We start from the raw sequence: 18,354 nt of genomic DNA, 5'->3' as shown, positions 1-18,354 counted from the left end.
AAGATGAAAACAACAGAAAATAAAGAAAGACTCTTTTTATCTGTGGAAGTTTTCCTTGCAGGATTTGCAGTAGCTTTTACTGCACTAAACAGGAGAAAACTAAGCAGACTGGAGAAAAAGATTGATACTGTCAAAAGAGACAGCAATTCCATTTTGATGTTTCAAAGTGAGAAAAATAATGAGATGGAAAGAGAAATCGAAGAAGTAAGGGACGAAGTTTCAAGCGTATATGGACATATAGAGGAACTTTTGAGAATAAAGGAAGATGGGAGGTAGCTTATGGCGTATGTACCCATTCCAAAAGATTTAAATAAAGTTAAAACAAAAGTTGCTTTTAATCTTACCAAAAGACAGCTCATAGGATTCAGCGTTGCAGGACTGATAGGAATCCCCGTATATATCTTTACAAGGAAATTTGTACCAAATGATATAGCGGTCATACTTCTTATCGTATCAACACTTCCTATATTTTTCGCAACTCTTTTTGAAAAAGACGGACTGCCCTTTGAAAAGTATTTTAAGCATATATATTTACACAAGTTTTATCAGCCTATGAAGCGTGTGAGAAAGGAGGTTTACCTTGAACAGCAAAAGAAAAATTCAGCAGATAAAGTTAGAAAGAAACAAAAAGGCACTAAAAAGGGGGAAACAGGAACTAAAGCAAGATAAAGTAAAGATGAAAAAAGACAAGACAAATAATGGAAATAGGAAAACATCAGTCTTTGATTTAATCTTAAAGAAAGAGTCAAAACGATATACGGTAGAAGATACTATCCCATATCTTAGAATGTTAAAAAGCGGTATATGCCAAACAGATGAAAGGCACTTTAATAAAAGTATCGTCTTTGAGGACATTAACTATCAGCTTGCCTTAGATGAAGATAGGGACTTGATTTTTAATCAGTTTGCAAACTTTCTAAACTCCTTTGATCCGAGTGTAAGTATAGAGCTTTCATATATCAATCAGCTTGGAAGGAATGAAGAAATGCAATCGGCAATACAAATACCGGATAAAAAGGACGGCTTTGACGAGATACGATTAGAGTTTAGAGAAATGCTAAAAAGCCAGATAGTAAAGGGAAATAACGGACTGAAAAAATCAAAGTATGTAACATTTACAGTAGATGCAGACAATATGGAACAGGCAATCTCAAAACTTGAAAGACTGGAGATAGACATCTTATCCAATCTTAAAAATATGGGAGTAAGGGCGGAAAGCCTTACCGGCGAAGAAAGGTTAAAGATTCTTCATGATATATTAAATCCAAGTAAGACATTTTACTTTTCATATAAGGACTTGCAAAGAAAAGAAAGTACAAAGACATATATTACACCTGATGAGTTTAACTTTACACCAAGCAGATACTTTAAGTTCGGTAAATTCATTGGAGCGACAAGTCATTTCCAAATCCTTGCAAGTGAGCTTTCAGACCGTATGCTTTCAGAGTTTTTAGACATTGATGACAACATCAATATCTCATTTCACATCAGAGCGATAGAACAGAGCGAAGCCATTAAGATGGTAAAAAGGAAGAATACGGACATTGATAAGATGAGGATTGAAGAAAATAAAAAGGCGGTAAGATCGGGTTATGATATGGACATCTTACCGTCAGACTTAATCACCTATGGGGAAGATGTAAAAAGCCTGTTAAAAGACTTGCAGACAAGAGATGAGAGAATGTTTGTTGTAACCATTGTCTTTATGAATTTTGCAAGGACAATACAAAAACTTGAAAACTCTATTGCACAGATAAGCTCCATTGCCAATAAGCATAACTGTAAGATAAAAAGGCTTGACCACACACAGGAACAGGGACTTGTAAGTGTACTTCCTCTTGGAGTAAATAAGCTTGAGATTAACAGAGGACTTACTTCCTCATCTACGGCAGTCTTTATGCCCTTTACAACGGAAGAACTTTTCATCAACTCAAGCAACAGTTTGTATTACGGATTAAATGCCCTCAGTCATAACCTGATTATGGCAGACAGGAAAAGGCTCAAAAATCCGAACGGTTTGATACTTGGTACACCGGGTAGCGGTAAGTCATTCTCAGCAAAAAGAGAAATGGCAAATGCTATTATTGTAACGGATGATGATGTCATTATCTGCGATCCCGAAGGAGAGTACGGAAACCTTGTAAGACAGTTTGACGGAGAAGTCATTAAAGTAAGCAGTAAGTCAAAGGACTACCTCAATCCCCTTGATATAAATATGAACTACGGAGATGGGGACGCACCGCTTAAAGACAAGGCAAACTTCATAATGAGTATGCTTGAACTTGTAGTTGGCGGTAGCGGACTTACAGCGGAAGAAAAGTCGGTAATAGACAGGTGTTTGCCTAAGATTTATGAGAAGTATTTTGACAATCCGATAAAAGAAAATATGCCGATACTTCAGGATTTATACGATATGCTTAAAAATCAGGAAGAAAAGGTCGGTAAGAAACTTGCAACAGAGATGGAGATTTATGTAACAGGCTCTCTTAATGTATTTAACCATCGGTCAAATGTGGATTTGAATAAGAAACTGCTTTGTTTTGACATTAAAGAGCTTGGAAGTCAGTTAAAGAAAATAGGCATGCTTGTGATACAGGATCAGGTGTGGAATAAGGTATCTTTAAACAGAGGGAATAAGGCGACAAGATACTATATAGACGAGTTCCATCTACTGTTAAAAGATGAGCAGACCGCCTCCTACTCAGTAGAGATATGGAAGCGTTTCAGAAAATGGGGAGGTATCCCGACAGGTATCACGCAAAATGTCAAAGACCTACTCATGAGTAAGGAAATAGAAAACATCTTTGATAATACAGACTTTGTGCTAATGCTTAATCAAGCGTCAGGCGATAGAGAAATACTTGCAAGAAAGCTTAAAATCTCAAAACCTCAGCTTAAATATGTTACCAACTCCAATGAGGGTGAGGGACTGCTATTCTTTGGAAATACCATAGTTCCATTTATCGACAAGTTCCCAAAAGGCACCATTTTATATAAGAAGATGACAACGAAACCCGAAGAAGTGAGGTAGGCTTATGAATAAAAAACTGAAAAAAGATTTTACCGAAAGACAAAAAATAAAGGAAGAAGCAAAACTTTTAGGGAAAGATAGTTTTGATATTGACGAAAGTAGTAAGCTAAAGCATGGGGATGATTATAGAGGGAAGATTATTCATGACAAAGACAGATTTCAGGATAAGATACATGAAAAGATAAGCAAGAGAATTTCTAAGAATGAGCTTACTCAGGGAAGTTCCAAGAAAAATGCAAGGTATAGAAAATCTGTTAAGATGAATGACAGTAAAGGAAGTGGCGACAAAGAAAATGCTGATATAAAATCAGGCTACTATACCGATGTGAAAGACGGACAAGTCTATGATCATTTAGGCAAAGACCTTGATAATGACGGTATCATCGACAGGTATGACAATGACTTTAGGGACAGCGATTATTTTGAGTCTACTTATGATGTGGAAGATAATCTTCATACAAAGGAAGATATGATAGGAAATTCCTCCAAAAAACATAAGGCTCAAAAGGAAAAGTATAAGAAGAAAAACTATTCAGATAAGCTCTATACAAGAAGTAAGGAAAGCACTTTAAAAGAAGAAAATGCTAAAGACAAGGCTGAAAGCAAAAATACCGGTAAAGAAACTGTCTATGACAAAGAAAAAAAGAACAGGCTTTCCAAAGAGCAAAAAAAAGCACTGAAAAATAAGGTCGCAAAGGTGTCTGCTCTATCAGGACTTGCAAAAGGAAGTGAAACGGTAAGGGATTATCTTTCCCATGGCAGTGATGAAAATCAGGGTGTGGAAACAGGAGAAAAGATTGCAGATGTAAACTCAAAATTACTTCATGGGATAAAAAATTATGCCAATAAGAAAAAGACTAAGAAAAGCTATGATCTCAGCAAAAAAGATTACAAGATACGAAAGCGTAAATCAAAGCTGGAGTTTCGGGAAGCCAAAGAGGAATTAAAGAAAACGGATGAGTACAAGAAAGCTGATACCTTTAAGAGATTTCAAAAGCGTAAGCAAATGAAAGATACTATAAGAAAGCAGAATAAATCAAGGCTTAGGGACAGGATTAAGGAAGGAGTTATTAACACCTTAAAGAGTTCAAAGGAAATGATTGTACGAAAAGCAAAGGGACTTATGATGATTGTCATAGGTCTTATTATTTTACTGACTTTCTTTACCAACTTTGCAGGCACATCTATGACTGGAATGATGAACTCTACAAGCGGAGTATTAACCACAACCTATCTTTCCAACCAAACTGTGCTAAATGAAATCAATCAGCAGTTTTCGGGATTGGAGGAAGGACTACAGGACGAGATAGATTCCGTAGAGGGAAATTATCCCGGCTATGATGAGTATATTGTAAATAAAGAGTGGGAAATCGGACATAACACCCATGAACTTTTATCCTATATCACTTCAAGATGTGGAGAAATTAAGGATTCAAAGGAAGTTCAAAGCATTATCAATGACCTTTTTACAAAGATGTATGATTTATCTTATCGGGAAGAAATTGAAATCAGATACAGGACAGTTACGGAAACATATACCGATGAAGATGGCAATGAGCATACCGAAAGCCATGAAGAAGCCTATGAGTATAAGAAGCTCGTAGTAACGCTGAAGAAAAGAGAAATGGACAGTGTTGTAAGAGAAATCTTTGCAGAGTATCCTGATAATGTTCTTCACTATGAAGCACTGCTTGCCTCTAAAGGAAATATGGAAACTGTCTTTGGAAGCGGAAACGGAAATTTATCGGAGATTGTAGAGAATCCCGACTTTTCAAATCCGGGAATTGCTTTTGATGATGTAACGGTGAAGGCATTGTTTAACGAAGCGGAAAAGCATATCGGAAAGAGATATGTATTTGGGGCGAACGGGCCGAATAACTTCGACTGTTCGTCCTTTGTGTGTTGGAGCTTTACCCATTCGGGAGTAAAAAATATGCCACGAACGACCGCTTGGGGAATTTACAAAACTTACTGCAATCCTGTATCTCCATCGGAAGCAAAGGCGGGAGATATAATCTTTTTCAAAAACACCTATAACAGTGGAAGTCCAATATCTCACGTAGGCATTTACGCAGGGAACGGAATGATGATACACGCCGGTGATCCAATTCGCTTTGTCAGTATCAATACACCTTACTGGAGGGAGCATTTCTACGGCTTCGGCAGAGTTAAATAAAGAAAGGACGGTAAAATGTGAAAAAAGAACTTACAGCAGTGAAAAACAAAATTCAAAAGTTAAGGGATAAGAAGGCTCTGATCGATGAAGAATTGGAGCCTTTGTTGATTCGTGAAGAAGAACTTGAAAATGAGGAGATTATTGCCATTTGCAGAAAAAACAATATCACGATTACAGATTTAATGGCAAAGGTAAAAAGAGAACAAACGGAAATGAAAAAGGAGAAAACAGATGAGAACAGTTATGAAAAATAAGGTATTTGCAAGGTTAATGACAGCTTTGCTTCTTGCAGTTATGGTCATGATAGTAGCTTACCCATCGGTAGCCTATGCACAGGTTGATGAAAAAGAAGCGGCACAGGAAACAGTAAAAGAAGAACCGAAAAAGCCGGAAATTACAGTTATTAAAAAGGAAGAAGAAAAAGAAGTGCGTTATCCCAATAAATTGACTGCAAAAGAGCCGGAGAATTTAAAGCAAAACCAAACAGCTTCAAATGGAGGGACACAAAATACCAATAAAGGGATTCCGACCGAGCCTACCAAATCAAGGGCAAGTGTTACGGAGAATGTAAATAATGCCAATCAGGAGTATCCCATTCATCATGGAGATAGTAGCGATAACAAAGAAACGGATAAATATTCTGCGGATGCCAGACAGTTTATTACTTTTCAGACCAAGAACGGAAAGACTTTTCACCTCATCATTAATCATGATGAACAGGGAGAAAATGTAATGCTCCTTACGGAAGTTTCAGAAGATGACCTACTCAATATGGTAGAAATCAAGGAAAAACCGAAAGAAGTAGTTAAGGAAGAACCCATAAAGGACGAACCGAAAGAAGAAGTAAAGCCTGAAAAAAAGGAAGAAAAAAGTAGCACCGGAACATATATCCTGCTTGCTCTTGTAACTTTCGGGGCATTAGGAGCAGGCTATTATTTTAAGGTAGCAAAGAAGAAAGAAGATAAGGAACTGGAAGCCTTTGAGGAGGAAGAAGATGATTTCTTCTCGGAAGCGGAAGGCAGCGAAGAAATGGAAAATGAAACAGAAACAGATGACAGTAAAGATGAATTAGAAGAATAATTCTTCACGAAAAACATATAATATTCAGAACATAACACAGGGCGAGAGAAAATCTTTCGCCCTACTTTATGGAAAAAGGAGGAAAAGCGAAAAATGAAGTTAGTGATAGCAGAAAAACCGAGTGTTGCCCTATCCATAGCCAAAGTGATTGGAGCAAAGAATAAAAAAGACGGATACTATGAGGGTAACGGATACAAGGTAAGCTGGTGTGTCGGGCATTTAATTCAAATGGCAAATCCCGATGCTTACGATGAAAAGTATGCCAAGTGGAATATTGATGACTTGCCGATTATTCCAAGTGAGTATCAGTATGATGTGGTAAAGGCAACGAAAAAGCAGTTTACCATTCTGAAAAAGCTGATGAATGATAAGGAGGTTGATACTGTTATCAATGCCTGTGATGCAGGGCGGGAGGGAGAAGCTATCTTTAGACTTGTATATAACGAAGCTAAATGCAAAAAGAAGATGAAACGCCTTTGGATTTCATCAATGGAAGATTCTGCAATTAAAGACGGCTTTGATAATATAAAAGACGGAAAATACTATGACAATCTCTTTGAATCGGCACAGGCAAGGATGATAGCAGACTGGCTTGTCGGAATGAATATCAGCAGGCTATACTCTTGCCTGTATAAGCAAAATTACAGTGTTGGGAGAGTTCAGACACCTACCCTTTCCATGATTGTTAAAAGAGATGACGAGATAGCAAACTTTAAGAAAGAAAAATACTATACGGTAGAACTTGAACTTGACGGTTTTACTCTTTCGACAGAACGAATTGACAGCTTGGAAGTGGCAGAACAGCTTAAAAATTTACTCGAAAACAGAATAGAAATTACGGATGTGATTCAGAAAGAAAAAGTTATTAAGCCTGACTTGCCATTTGACTTAACAACACTTCAAAGAGAGTGCAACAAGTATTTCGGATACAGTGCAAAACAAACCCTTGATTATGCACAAAGCCTGTATGAAAAAAAGCTGATTACCTATCCAAGAACGGACAGCAGATGTTTAACCGAAGATATGATTACAAGCACAGTTAACAATATCTTAGGAAAAAATGACTTTGATACAGGTCTTATTAAGATAGTATTCAACTCTAAAAAAGTTACGGATCATCATGCGATTATCCCGACCGTATCATCGCTCAGTGAAGATATATCAAAACTTCCTGAAAGTGAAGCAAAAGTATATCGACTTATTTTTAATAAGTTTCACGCAAGTGTAGGCTATCCACTCACCCAAAATACTACTAAAATTGTAGCTGAATTTGACGGTTTTGAATTTACAAGTACCGGCAAGGTAATTAAAGAGGAGGGCTTTACAAAGTATTTGAAAGAATACAAGTCCAAGAAGAATGAGGACTTGGAGCTTCCTGATGTAAGCATTGGAGATGTTATTACCATTGAAAATAAAGAGATTAAAGAAAAATACACTCAGCCTCCGAAACACTTTACAGAGGATACACTCTTAAAGGCTATGGAGCTTGCAGGTAATGATGCATTGGAAAAAGGTGTTGAAGTGGAAAGAGAAGGACTTGGAACACCGGCAACAAGGGCGGGAATTATAGAAAATTTGATTTACAAAGAATTTATTGAACGAGATAAGAAGAATCTGATTGCAACACCGAAAGGAAAAAGCCTGATTGAGATTGTTGCAGATAACTTCAAATCAGTAGAAATGACGGCACAGTGGGAAATGGAATTGTCTGAAATAGCACAGGGCAAATCTTCCAAAAAAGAATTTTTAGAGGGTATAGAGGCGGAAATAAAAAATGTAATAGTAAAGTGTAGCAAATAATAAGGGAATAAGAAAAATTTTGTTCCCTTATTTTATTTGGACATGATTTGTATAAGTGCTTCAAGTGTGGTAAAAGGAGATATTTTGATAGATAACATAGGATTTAATTTTAATTTTTATAACTAAGGTGATAATAGAATTATGTTATCCAAAATGATATAATATACCAATGATAAACTTAAATTTTGTGATTGGGAGATAAAATATGTCTATTTATTTGGAAACAAATGCACTTAGGAAATTAACAAATTATACATGTAAAGAACCAGTATACACTTCTATTTTTTCTATTTTCGAACTGCTATCTGGAATTACTGAAGAAGATTTTAAAATACGAAAAGCTTGTTTGAAGCGTATTAAGGAACAAAAAATAGAAATAAGGAGCCCCATGATTGATAAATTATTTATGGATTTGTTGGGAATAAATGAATATAATAAATTCGCAGATAAGATGATTATGGATATATACGAAGCTGTATTAAAAGTGGATAGCTTTTCTTGTTTGAATGATATTCATTTGTTAATGGGTTATGAAAACACAAAAAACATGAAACCTATGCATGCTTTAACATGGTTAAAAAATTGGGATAATAATATTTTAACTATAACTAAAAATTTGAACCCTCTTTTTGAAGATGAAGATAAGGTATATATAAAGAGTATATATAAAAAAGATGGAATTTCTGCACTTGCCAAACACTTTTGGAATAAATTTTATAATAATCGTGTTGATAAAGATAGAATATCACATGCAGAAGCTTTTATTGGACTGAGCGAAGTGGAGAAAATTTACCAAGAGGCAGAGAGTCTATTTTGTAAATATAATTTTAAATTATTTATAGTAGGTCAAGCGGTGGTGTTTGCGAAAGTTTATTTCATCAATGGCAATACGCAAAATAGTAATAATGCGAGTGATTTACTTCACTTGCTTTATTTGAATAAGGACGATAAGTTTATATCTAATGATAAAATTTATCAAACAGTTCTTGAAGCATGTCCAGAATTTCAATTAATTGTTTTAAACAATGAAAAAAACTTATTTGATTTAATATGATACAAAATTTTGGTATATAATGCATGAGGCGATGGGGAACATCGTCTTTTTTGCGTGACTAAAGAAGGAGGTAAAAATGCGAATCAATGATTTTCATAACATTTTGGAGCTTGTAAAACAAGATATTCTGCATAGCGAAGCGGAATATTTAAAGCTCCTAAAGGTTGTCGGGAACAATCAAAGATATGACTTTAGAAGTCAATTAAGTATCTATGATAAAAATCCTGAAGCAACAGCTTGTGCCAAGTTCGACTATTGGCGTGAACGCTTTCATCGAACAGTTATGCGAGGACAGAAAGGGATTCCGATTTTAGAGGACTACGGAACATATAAAAAGGTTGACTATATCTTTGATGTAAGCCAGACCGTTTCAAGAAACAGAAATGTCAATGAGGTCAATCTTTGGCGATTTGATAAAGAAGCTCATCAAGAGGTCTTAAAGGAAATGATAGCAAGTGAAGGCTATGAAGAAAGCGAAAGTAATCTTGAAAATATCTTTTCCTTAAGCAGAATTTATGGCGATGAAAAGATAGACAGCCTGATGAATGAGCTTAGAATAGCTGATGAGGACAGAATATCTTTTGTCAAATTTGTAAGGGATTCCATCAGCTATGCGGTAGCTTCAAGGTTTAAGGTGGATTATCCGATGGATAAGGAGCTGTTAAGAGAAAATTTCAAAAGACTGGACAGCATATCCCTTATGAGTCTTGGTGAAACCGTATCGGATATTAGCGGAAATATCATAGATACAACCATTCAAAAGAGCAAAGAGCTTAAAATTCAAAAAGAAGTTTTAAGAAACAAAGAAGCAGGATATAATAAGATTAAAGAAGAAATTGAGGAAGGAGAAAACCATGTACTTCGACGAGATGATAAGGAAAGAATTAGTGAAACCGAGCGAGTTTTCAGAAATGGAGAGTACGGACGAGATAATAGAGAAAATCAGGGAGAATACGCTAAACAGCTTGGAGGAACAGACGGACTTTATGGGAGAATATCCGAATCCGACTTACGCAGTGATGAGGCTGGATTATCTTTCACAGAGCGAGGAGCAGAGCCATTTCGAGATGTTAGTAGATTTATACAAGGAGAAGAAGCTGACAGAACACTTGATGGATATTCAAAAACAGGCGATAGCATTTATGAGGACAGAGAAACCGAAACTGATGGCAGCTTGGAAGATCAAGAGCGAGAGCGATCCACAGTATGGGGCGATGATTTCAGCCTTGAAGGAAATGACCATCAAGGAAGTAGTGGAAATCTAAAAGAAAATACTAAAGTAGAGATAAGAGAAGCTGACAAGGCTTCTTTTTCTTTGCCTGAAAACTCTTACGGACAGATAAGGCTTAGCATCCCTCTTGCTCAGAAAGATATAGACACTGTCCTTATTAACGGAGGAAATCACGATGGGGGCAGACTTCCTGTTATTGCCGAGTTTTCCAAAGGAAAAAGCAATGAAGAATTAGGAGAATACCTTAAAAACACTTTTCAAGGGGGAAACGGCTATATCATTGACGGAAATGAAATATCGGCTTGGTATTCGGATAAGGGGATTCATTTTGCTTCCGGAACATCGGCAAGAGAAGATGACACACAAGTTTTAAGCTGGAGTGATGCTGCCAACAGAATTGCTGAACTTTTGGAAAACGGAGAGTTTGCTACCAATGTGGAGATTTCAGAAGCCTTGGATTATGAAAGGGACAGAATTTTAGAATCCCTATGGTATCTAACACATGATTTAAGCGAAGAAGGAAAAGAGCAAGGATATTTTGAATTTCTCGAAAAGGGAGGTGGCTTTCCGGATGAAACAAAACGATTATCCGAGGCACTGAAAAATCCTAAACACCTTGGGGATGTCATCAAAGAGTATGGACGATTTTTAGAAGCATATAGAGAAGATAGAGATGTACTAAGGTTTCACTATCATAAGGTGGACAGCCTTTATAAAAGATTGCAAGAACTTGAATTGCCAAGAAAAGAATACAGTACCAATCTAACCGAACTTCCAAAAGTAAAAGCATTTATTACAGAAGATGAAGTCCTTGCTACTCTTTCAAGGGGAAGCGGAATCGATAGAGGAAAAGAGCGAATTACAAAGTTTTTCAAAGAAAACCACACTTTACAGGAAAAAGCCGACTTCTTAAAAGATGAATACGGAACAGGAGGAAGAAGCCATGCGGTATCAGGTTTGACAGGCAGTGGAGAATGGCACGATGCCACAGGAATAAAACTGGAAAAGAATGATTGTAATGACGTGTTTCTTACTTGGTCAAGCGTAGCAAAGCATATTGATGAACTGCTTTCTAAAAATCTTTATGAAGAAAAGAAAATAGAAAGTAAGGAAGAAAGAGAAGAAGAAAAAGAGCCACAAAAATCACAATATTATTCTAAAGATGAACCTGAAAATCTGATGACAAAGGAAATGCTTGAAAGAGTACCGGAGCTTTATGCACAGGAAGATGTTGAGTTAGCGGATAAGGAAGTTCATGCTGCATATATCATTCCTTTCCGTTCTAACTGGACTTGGTATATGACGGAGTACGACAGAGAAAGCGGTGATGCTTTTGGTCTTGTTTTAGGGATTGAACCTGAATGGGGATATTTCAATCTTGAGGAGCTAAAGGAATTAAACGCTCAGAGGCTCATTTTAGAAGATTTTCCAAAGACTTTTCGAGAGATTAAAGACACAGAGCTTGTAAAACAGATGAGCGAGGAAGAAATAGACCGAGTATTTAACGGACAGCTTTCCTCAAAAGATAAGCAAAAGGAACAGGACATCTTTTATCTTAGCGATGAAATGGGAATTTCATTAGAAGAAGCAGAGAGTATTATCAACGATAGGAACAAATTGTCAGGTGTTAGTACAGAGGATACAGACAACAAAGGGACTTCCCCTGATGAAAAAATTGCCATTAAGGTCGGTACAGAGTTTATTTTGGCAGATAAGTCTGATGTAGCCCATATCAATTTATCCGAAGCGAAAAATAGCGTGGCTCTTGGCGGTGTAAAGTACAAGCTGTTTTATGGAGAAAGCTATGAAGATAGCAAAAAGGTTGATGAACTGATAGACAGCTACGGCTATACAGCGTATGAACTAAAAGAACATTTAAGAATAGATACAGCCGAGTATAAAAATTATGAAAACTTTGAAGAAATGGAAGAAACACTTGAGAAAAGTCCTGTTCAACCTACCCTATTTGACTACATTCAGCAAAAAGAAGAAGTAGAACTGAATGAAAAAGAAGAAAGTCTTACAGAACAATTTGCAGTGAAACAAGGTGATACAGTCTATTTTGACCATGAAGCATATATCGCAAGGGATATTGAAAAAAATAAAGTAAACGGAAAGCCGGAGGTATGGCTTTATCCGGCAAGAGATGGAAATAGGCAAATTGCAATCGTACCGTATATGAATAATGAGGAGCTATTAAGAAAGATAAGCCTTGAAAGACCGAGCTTTTTAGTTGGAGATGAAGTGAAATACAAGGATAAGGACTGTACCATTACCCGCTTTGACAATATGGGAAACAACCTAAAGACCGTAACGGTTATGGACAATATCGAATATCTCGGCGGTATGATAACAGGCTCAGATGTCATTCCCTATCGTTTAGAAAGAGATCTTGATCGAATATTTGAAAATCTGACATACAAGAAAGCTAAAGATACGATTCAAGACATTGATGAAAAGGCAGAAAAAGCTAAAATAGAAGCTCATAACTTTAAGATTACCGAAGAAATCCTCCCTGAAAAATTAACGCCAAGTGAAAGGTTAAATAATAACTTGGAAGCAATTTCCATGCTTAACCGAGTGGAAAGAGGAGAACGAGAGCCTGACAGCACCGCTCAGGAAGTCTTGGCAAAATATGTCGGTTGGGGCGGACTATCCGAAGTCTTTGACGAGAGCAAGGAAGGTCAGTGGAAAGAAGCAAGAGCTTTTCTAAAGGAGAACTTATCGCAGGATGAATATGACTCTGCAAAAGAATCTACCTTAACGAGCTTTTACACACCGAAAACAGTAATTGACAGTATCTACTCTACCCTGTCAGGAATGGGCTTTAAGAGTGGTAATATCTTAGAGCCGTCAATGGGCATCGGAAACTTTATCGGCAATCTTCCTGATGAAATGAAAAAGTCCAAGTTTTATGGTGTGGAGCTTGACTCCGTAAGCGGTCGAATTGGAAAACTTTTATATCCTGAAAGTGATATACAGATTAAAGGATTTGAAGAAACGAGCTTTTCCAATAACTTCTTTGATGTGGTTATCGGGAATGTACCTTTTGGAGAATATAAGGTAAATGACAGGGAGTATAACAAAAATAATTTCCTTATCCACGATTATTTCTTTGCGAAATCCATTGATAAAGTTAGAAATGGCGGTATTATCGCCTTTATTACATCTTCAGGAACAATGGATAAAAAGGATGAAAGCGTCAGACGCTACCTTGCAGCAAGAGCGGAGTTTTTAGGAGCCATCAGACTTCCAAACGATACCTTTAAGGGCGTAGCCGGAACAGAAGTAACCTCAGATATTATATTCCTAAAGAAAAGGGACAGTATCAGAGAAAGGGATGAGGACTGGATACATCTATCTGAAGATGAAAAGGAACTTGTATATAACAAATATTTTGTAGATCATCCTGAACAGGTACTCGGCACAATGCGTGAAGTATCAGGAAGATTTGGAAATACCCTTGCTTGTTTGCCAAAAGAAAATACAGACCTAAAGGAACTTCTTACAAAAGCAGGTACAGAAATATCAAAGAACGTAAAGTATGAAGAAATAGAGCTACTTGATGATGAAATCAGCACAATACCTGCAACAGATGATGTCAAGAACTTTTCCTATACCATTATTGAGGATGAAGTGTATTACAGAGAAAACTCACTTTTCGTAAAGAAAGAAATAACGGATAAAAACAAGGAAAAGATTAAGGATTACCTTGAGCTGAATACTGCTCTTAAAGATGTTATCTATAAGCAAAAAGAAGATTTTTCTGATGATGAGGTAAGGAAAGCTCAGGAAAAGCTGAATGAAGTCTATGATGGTTTTTCAAAGAAACATGGCTTTGTAAATAACCTTTCCAATACCAGAGCCTTAAAAGAAGATAGTAACTTTCCTCTTGTTTCCTCCATTGAAATCCTTGATGAAGAAGAAAACTTTAAGGAAAAAGGTGATATTTTTTCAAAAAGAACTATCACAAAGGCAAAAACAATCGACTATGTAGATACTTCTTTAGAAGCTCTTGTGTTATCTATGTCCGAAAAGGGTTATGTGGACTTTGACTATATGGAAAGCCTGACAGGAAAAGAGCGACCTACTTTGATTGAGGAGCTTAGAGGAGAGATTTATCTAAGTATCAGGGAAGAACAGAACTTTTACAGACCGCTGTCTTTTAACTTGGAAGATGGAGATTTACCTTTCGCCTGTGCAAACGGCAGCAATTCCTATAAATATGGCTATGTTACAAAAGACGAATATCTTTCAGGAAATATCAGGGATAAGATTGCCATTGTTGACAGTTACCTTTCAAAGTTAAGACAGACGGAAAGAGAATTACCTCATCTTGGGTATGCGGAAGATGGAAAAGAAAAAGAACTGATAAGTTATGAGATGAATCGTTTGGAGTATCAAAAAGCTGAGCTTACAAAAGTTTTACCAAAAGAACTTGAAGCAAGTGAAATAAGCGTTCGTATTGGTGCAACTTGGATACCGATAAAAGATATAGAAAAGTTTATCTTTGAAACACTTAAAACTCCGGGTTATGCCAAATGGGATATTAAGGTTAAATTTTCAAATCTTACAAGTGAATGGAATATTGAAGGAAAGAGCAGAGATAAGGGTAACGATCTTGCAGAAATGACCTACGGAACATCAAGGGTAAACGGATATAAGCTGATTGAAGATGCCTTAAACCTTAAAGAAACAAAGGTCTTTGACCAGATTGAAAATCCGGACGGCTCAAAAAGTTCTGTACTAAATAAAAAGGAAACTCTCCTTGCGGGACAAAAGCAGGAGCTTCTAAAAGAAGAATTTAAGAACTGGATATTTAGCGATCAGGAAAGAAGAAACAGGCTTGTAAAACTGTATAATGAGCGTTTTAATTCAATACGAAATCGAGAGTATGACGGAAGCAACCTCTCTTTTGAGGGAATGAATACGGAAATAGAGCTTAGACCTCATCAAAGAAATGCCATTGCAAGAAGTTTGTATGGTGGAAATACCTTACTTGCCCATGTGGTAGGTAGTGGCAAGACTTTTGAAATGGTAGCTTCCGCAATGGAATCAAAAAGGCTTGGAATGTGCAGTAAGTCTTTATTTGTTGTGCCGAATCACTTAACAGGTCAAATAGGCAGAGAGTTTATGCAGCTATATCCAAGTGCAAATATTATGGTGGCTGATAAGAAAGACTTTGAGCCAAGAAACAGAAAGAGGTTTATCGGAAAGATTGCTACCGGCGAATATGATGCGGTTGTGATCGGGCATACGCAGTTTGAAAAAATCCCAATGAGCAAAGAGTATCAGGAGAAACATATTCAGGATCAGATTGATGAAATCATAAATTATATTGAGGAATATAAGCATGACAGAAACCAAAATTTTACGGTTAAGCAACTTGAAAAGACCAAGAAAAAACTGGAAGCAAGGCTTGAGAAACTAAACGATGATTTTAAGAAAGACGATGTCATTACTTTCGAGGAACTGGGTGTAGATAAGCTTTTTGTGGACGAAGCACATGGATTTAAGAATTTGTATCTTCATACAAAAATGCGTAATGTTGCAGGGATTGGGCAAAGTGAAGCCTTTAAGTCATCCGATATGTTTATGAAATGTAGATATATGGACGAGATGACAAACGGGAAAGGGATAGTCTTTGCCACAGGAACACCAGTAAGTAATTCTATGACGGAGCTTTACACCATGCAGCGTTATCTTCAGTATGAAAACCTAAAGAAGAATCACTTGGAGCATTTTGATGCTTGGGCAAGTACCTTCGGGGAAACTCAGTCCGCCTTTGAACTTGCTCCTGAAGGAACAGGATACAGGGTGAAAACAAGATTTTCAAAGTTTTATAACCTACCTGAATTGATGTCCATGTTTAAGGAAGTCGCTGACATTCAGACCGCAGATATGCTAAATCTTCCAACACCTGAAGCACACTATGAAGTAATTAAAACCTTGCCGAGCGAGGAACAAAAAGAAATCCTAAAGGGATTATCTGAAAGAGCGGATAAGGTTAGAAATAGAGTGGTAGAACCTGATGAGGATAATATGTTAAATATTACTAATGATGGTAAGAAACTTGCCCTTGACCAAAGACTGATCAATCCCCTACTTCCTGATAATCCTGACAGCAAAGTCAACGTATGTGTGAAAAATGTCTTTAGTATTTGGGATAAGACCAAAGAAAATAAATCCACACAGCTTCTATTTTCCGATATGTCCACACCGAAAGGCGATGGAGAATTTAATATTTACGATGACATCAGAGAAAAACTCGCTGCAATGGGAATACCGAAAGAAGAAATCGCCTTTATCCATGAAGCTAATTCAGATAAACAAAAAGATGAACTCTTTGCAAAGGTGCGTAAGGGAGATGTAAGAATATTACTCGGCTCTACTCAGAAAATGGGAGCCGGTACAAATGTGCAGAACAAGCTGATTGCACTTCATGATTTGGATGTGCCTTGGCGTCCTGCGGATTTAGAGCAGAGAGCAGGAAGAATTGTAAGACAGGGAAATGAAAATAAAGAGGTTAATATCTATCGTTATGTAACGGAGAATACCTTTGATGCGTACCTTTGGCAGACCATAGAAAATAAGCAGAAATTCATTTCTCAGATTATGACAAGTAAAACACCTGTTAGAGTTGCGGAAGATGTGGACGAAAGCAGCCTAAATTATGCGGAGATTAAAGCTCTTGCAACAGGTGATCCGAAGATTAAAGAAAAGATGGATTTGGACAATGAGGTTACAAAACTTAAAATGCTGGAAGCAAACTATAAGTCCAACCGTTATAGATTAGAGGATAAGGTTGCTAAAAATTATCTGGAAGAAATCACAAGAACGGAAAAGCTGATTGAAGCTGTAAGGAAAGATATAGCTGATGTAGAGCCGCAAGGAGAAGGCGAAAATAAATTTACTTCCATAACCATAAAAGGCGAGAAAATATTTGATAAAAAGGTTGCAGGTGAGAAGCTACTTGAAGCTATCAAGACTATAAAAATCAATGAAAGTAAGATGATAGGCAAGTATAGAAATATGGATTTAGAGGTCAGTTACAACTTCTTTACCAATGAGCATAACTTCAGCTTAAACGGTGCTGCAAAGCATTCAGGAGAGCTTGGCACAAGTGCAGACGGTAATATCATAAGATTGGATAATGCCATTGAGAAAATGCCTGAGAAATTAAATAGACTTGAAGAAAAGCTCATAAGCACCAAAGAACAGCTTGAAAATGCCAAAGAAGAACTTAAAAAGCCGTTTGAAAAGGCAGATGAACTGAAAACTAAAGTATTAAGGCTTGCCGAACTGAATAAGCTGCTCGATATGGGAGAGGTAGAAGAAAAGAGAAATGACAATCCCCTTTTGGAAGATGTAAAACGAGCGATTATTGACTTCTGTAACAGAGAGTATGAAGAAAACCACAGTTATGATGAGTTTGATAAGTTATACCCTGATTTAAAGCATATCGGGATTGCCTATACCAATACTCCTGATGAAAGATATGGGATTCAGTATGAACTGAACTTAGAGGATAAGACATGGACACAGTACATTGATGATATACCAATCAAAACCGAGAGCTTTGATTATGAGAACAAAGGAGAAAATGAAGCTCTAAAGAACATGAAAAATGAGATTGAGCTATCCTCTTTTGAAGATTTGATCTATGTGGATTCCGAAGATTTAAGAGCAGCAACGGGACTTGATATTGATGATGAAGGAAACTTTTATGATCCGCTTGGCAAAGATATGGATAATGACGGAATTCCTGACCGATATGACAATGATTTCAGGGACAGTGATTACTTTGAATCAACCTATGATGTGGAAGATAATCTCCATACAAAAGAGGAAACTTCTCAAAGAACAGAAGACAAACCGTCTATTTTAGGACAGATCAGAGCTTATCAAAGTGAAAGCAAAACGGAAGAGAAACAAACTACAAAAGAACAGGAATATGCAAGATAAGGGAGCAAACAGCTCCC

General features: G+C 36.8%; 9 protein-coding genes. All 9 read left to right on the top strand.

Annotation, left to right across the window (positions count from 1 at the left end; translation table 11 throughout):
• Positions 1-3: 3 nt before the first annotated feature.
• The 9 genes from HMPREF1495_RS02755 (at position 4) to HMPREF1495_RS02715 (ending at position 18,337) form a co-directional block, all read left to right on the top strand.
• A complete protein-coding gene (locus HMPREF1495_RS02755) occupies positions 4-276 on the top strand; it encodes a hypothetical protein (RefSeq protein WP_021003069.1) in 273 nt (90 codons plus the stop codon).
• Between the two features lie 3 nt (positions 277-279).
• Positions 280-669 carry a PrgI family protein gene (locus HMPREF1495_RS02750; RefSeq protein ID WP_009526168.1) on the top strand — a complete coding sequence of 130 codons (390 nt, stop codon included), beginning with the start codon at positions 280-282 and terminating at the stop codon, positions 667-669.
• A complete protein-coding gene (locus tag HMPREF1495_RS02745; protein WP_034211848.1) occupies positions 581-3,031 on the top strand; it encodes a VirB4-like conjugal transfer ATPase, CD1110 family in 2,451 nt (816 codons plus the stop codon). The genes HMPREF1495_RS02750 and HMPREF1495_RS02745 overlap by 89 nt, the downstream gene beginning before the upstream one ends.
• Positions 3,032-3,035: 4 nt before the next feature.
• Positions 3,036-5,207, top strand: a complete 2,172-nt coding sequence (locus tag HMPREF1495_RS02740) for a C40 family peptidase (RefSeq protein WP_034211846.1) — start codon at positions 3,036-3,038, stop codon at positions 5,205-5,207.
• 17 nt (positions 5,208-5,224) lie between these two features.
• Positions 5,225-5,461, top strand: a complete 237-nt coding sequence (locus tag HMPREF1495_RS02735; protein ID WP_034211844.1) for a hypothetical protein — start codon at positions 5,225-5,227, stop codon at positions 5,459-5,461.
• On the top strand, positions 5,439-6,287 hold the full coding sequence (locus HMPREF1495_RS02730; RefSeq protein WP_034211842.1) for a CD1107 family mobile element protein: 849 nt from the start codon (positions 5,439-5,441) through the stop codon (positions 6,285-6,287). The genes HMPREF1495_RS02735 and HMPREF1495_RS02730 overlap by 23 nt, the downstream gene beginning before the upstream one ends.
• Before the next feature lie 93 nt (positions 6,288-6,380).
• Complete coding sequence (locus HMPREF1495_RS02725) at positions 6,381-8,087, top strand: DNA topoisomerase 3 (RefSeq protein ID WP_034211840.1); 1,707 nt, start codon at positions 6,381-6,383, stop codon at positions 8,085-8,087.
• 205 nt (positions 8,088-8,292) lie between these two features.
• Complete coding sequence (locus tag HMPREF1495_RS02720; RefSeq protein ID WP_034211839.1) at positions 8,293-9,141, top strand: hypothetical protein; 849 nt, start codon at positions 8,293-8,295, stop codon at positions 9,139-9,141.
• A 76-nt stretch (positions 9,142-9,217) separates the two neighbouring features.
• Positions 9,218-18,337 carry a helicase-related protein gene (locus HMPREF1495_RS02715; protein WP_034211837.1) on the top strand — a complete coding sequence of 3,040 codons (9,120 nt, stop codon included), beginning with the start codon at positions 9,218-9,220 and terminating at the stop codon, positions 18,335-18,337.
• Positions 18,338-18,354: the final 17 nt, after the last annotated feature.

Source organism: Lachnoanaerobaculum sp. MSX33, from assembly GCF_000512995.1.
In the GTDB taxonomy this organism is placed as follows: domain Bacteria; phylum Bacillota; class Clostridia; order Lachnospirales; family Lachnospiraceae; genus Lachnoanaerobaculum.
This window is presented reverse-complemented; position numbering and strand designations above follow the sequence as displayed.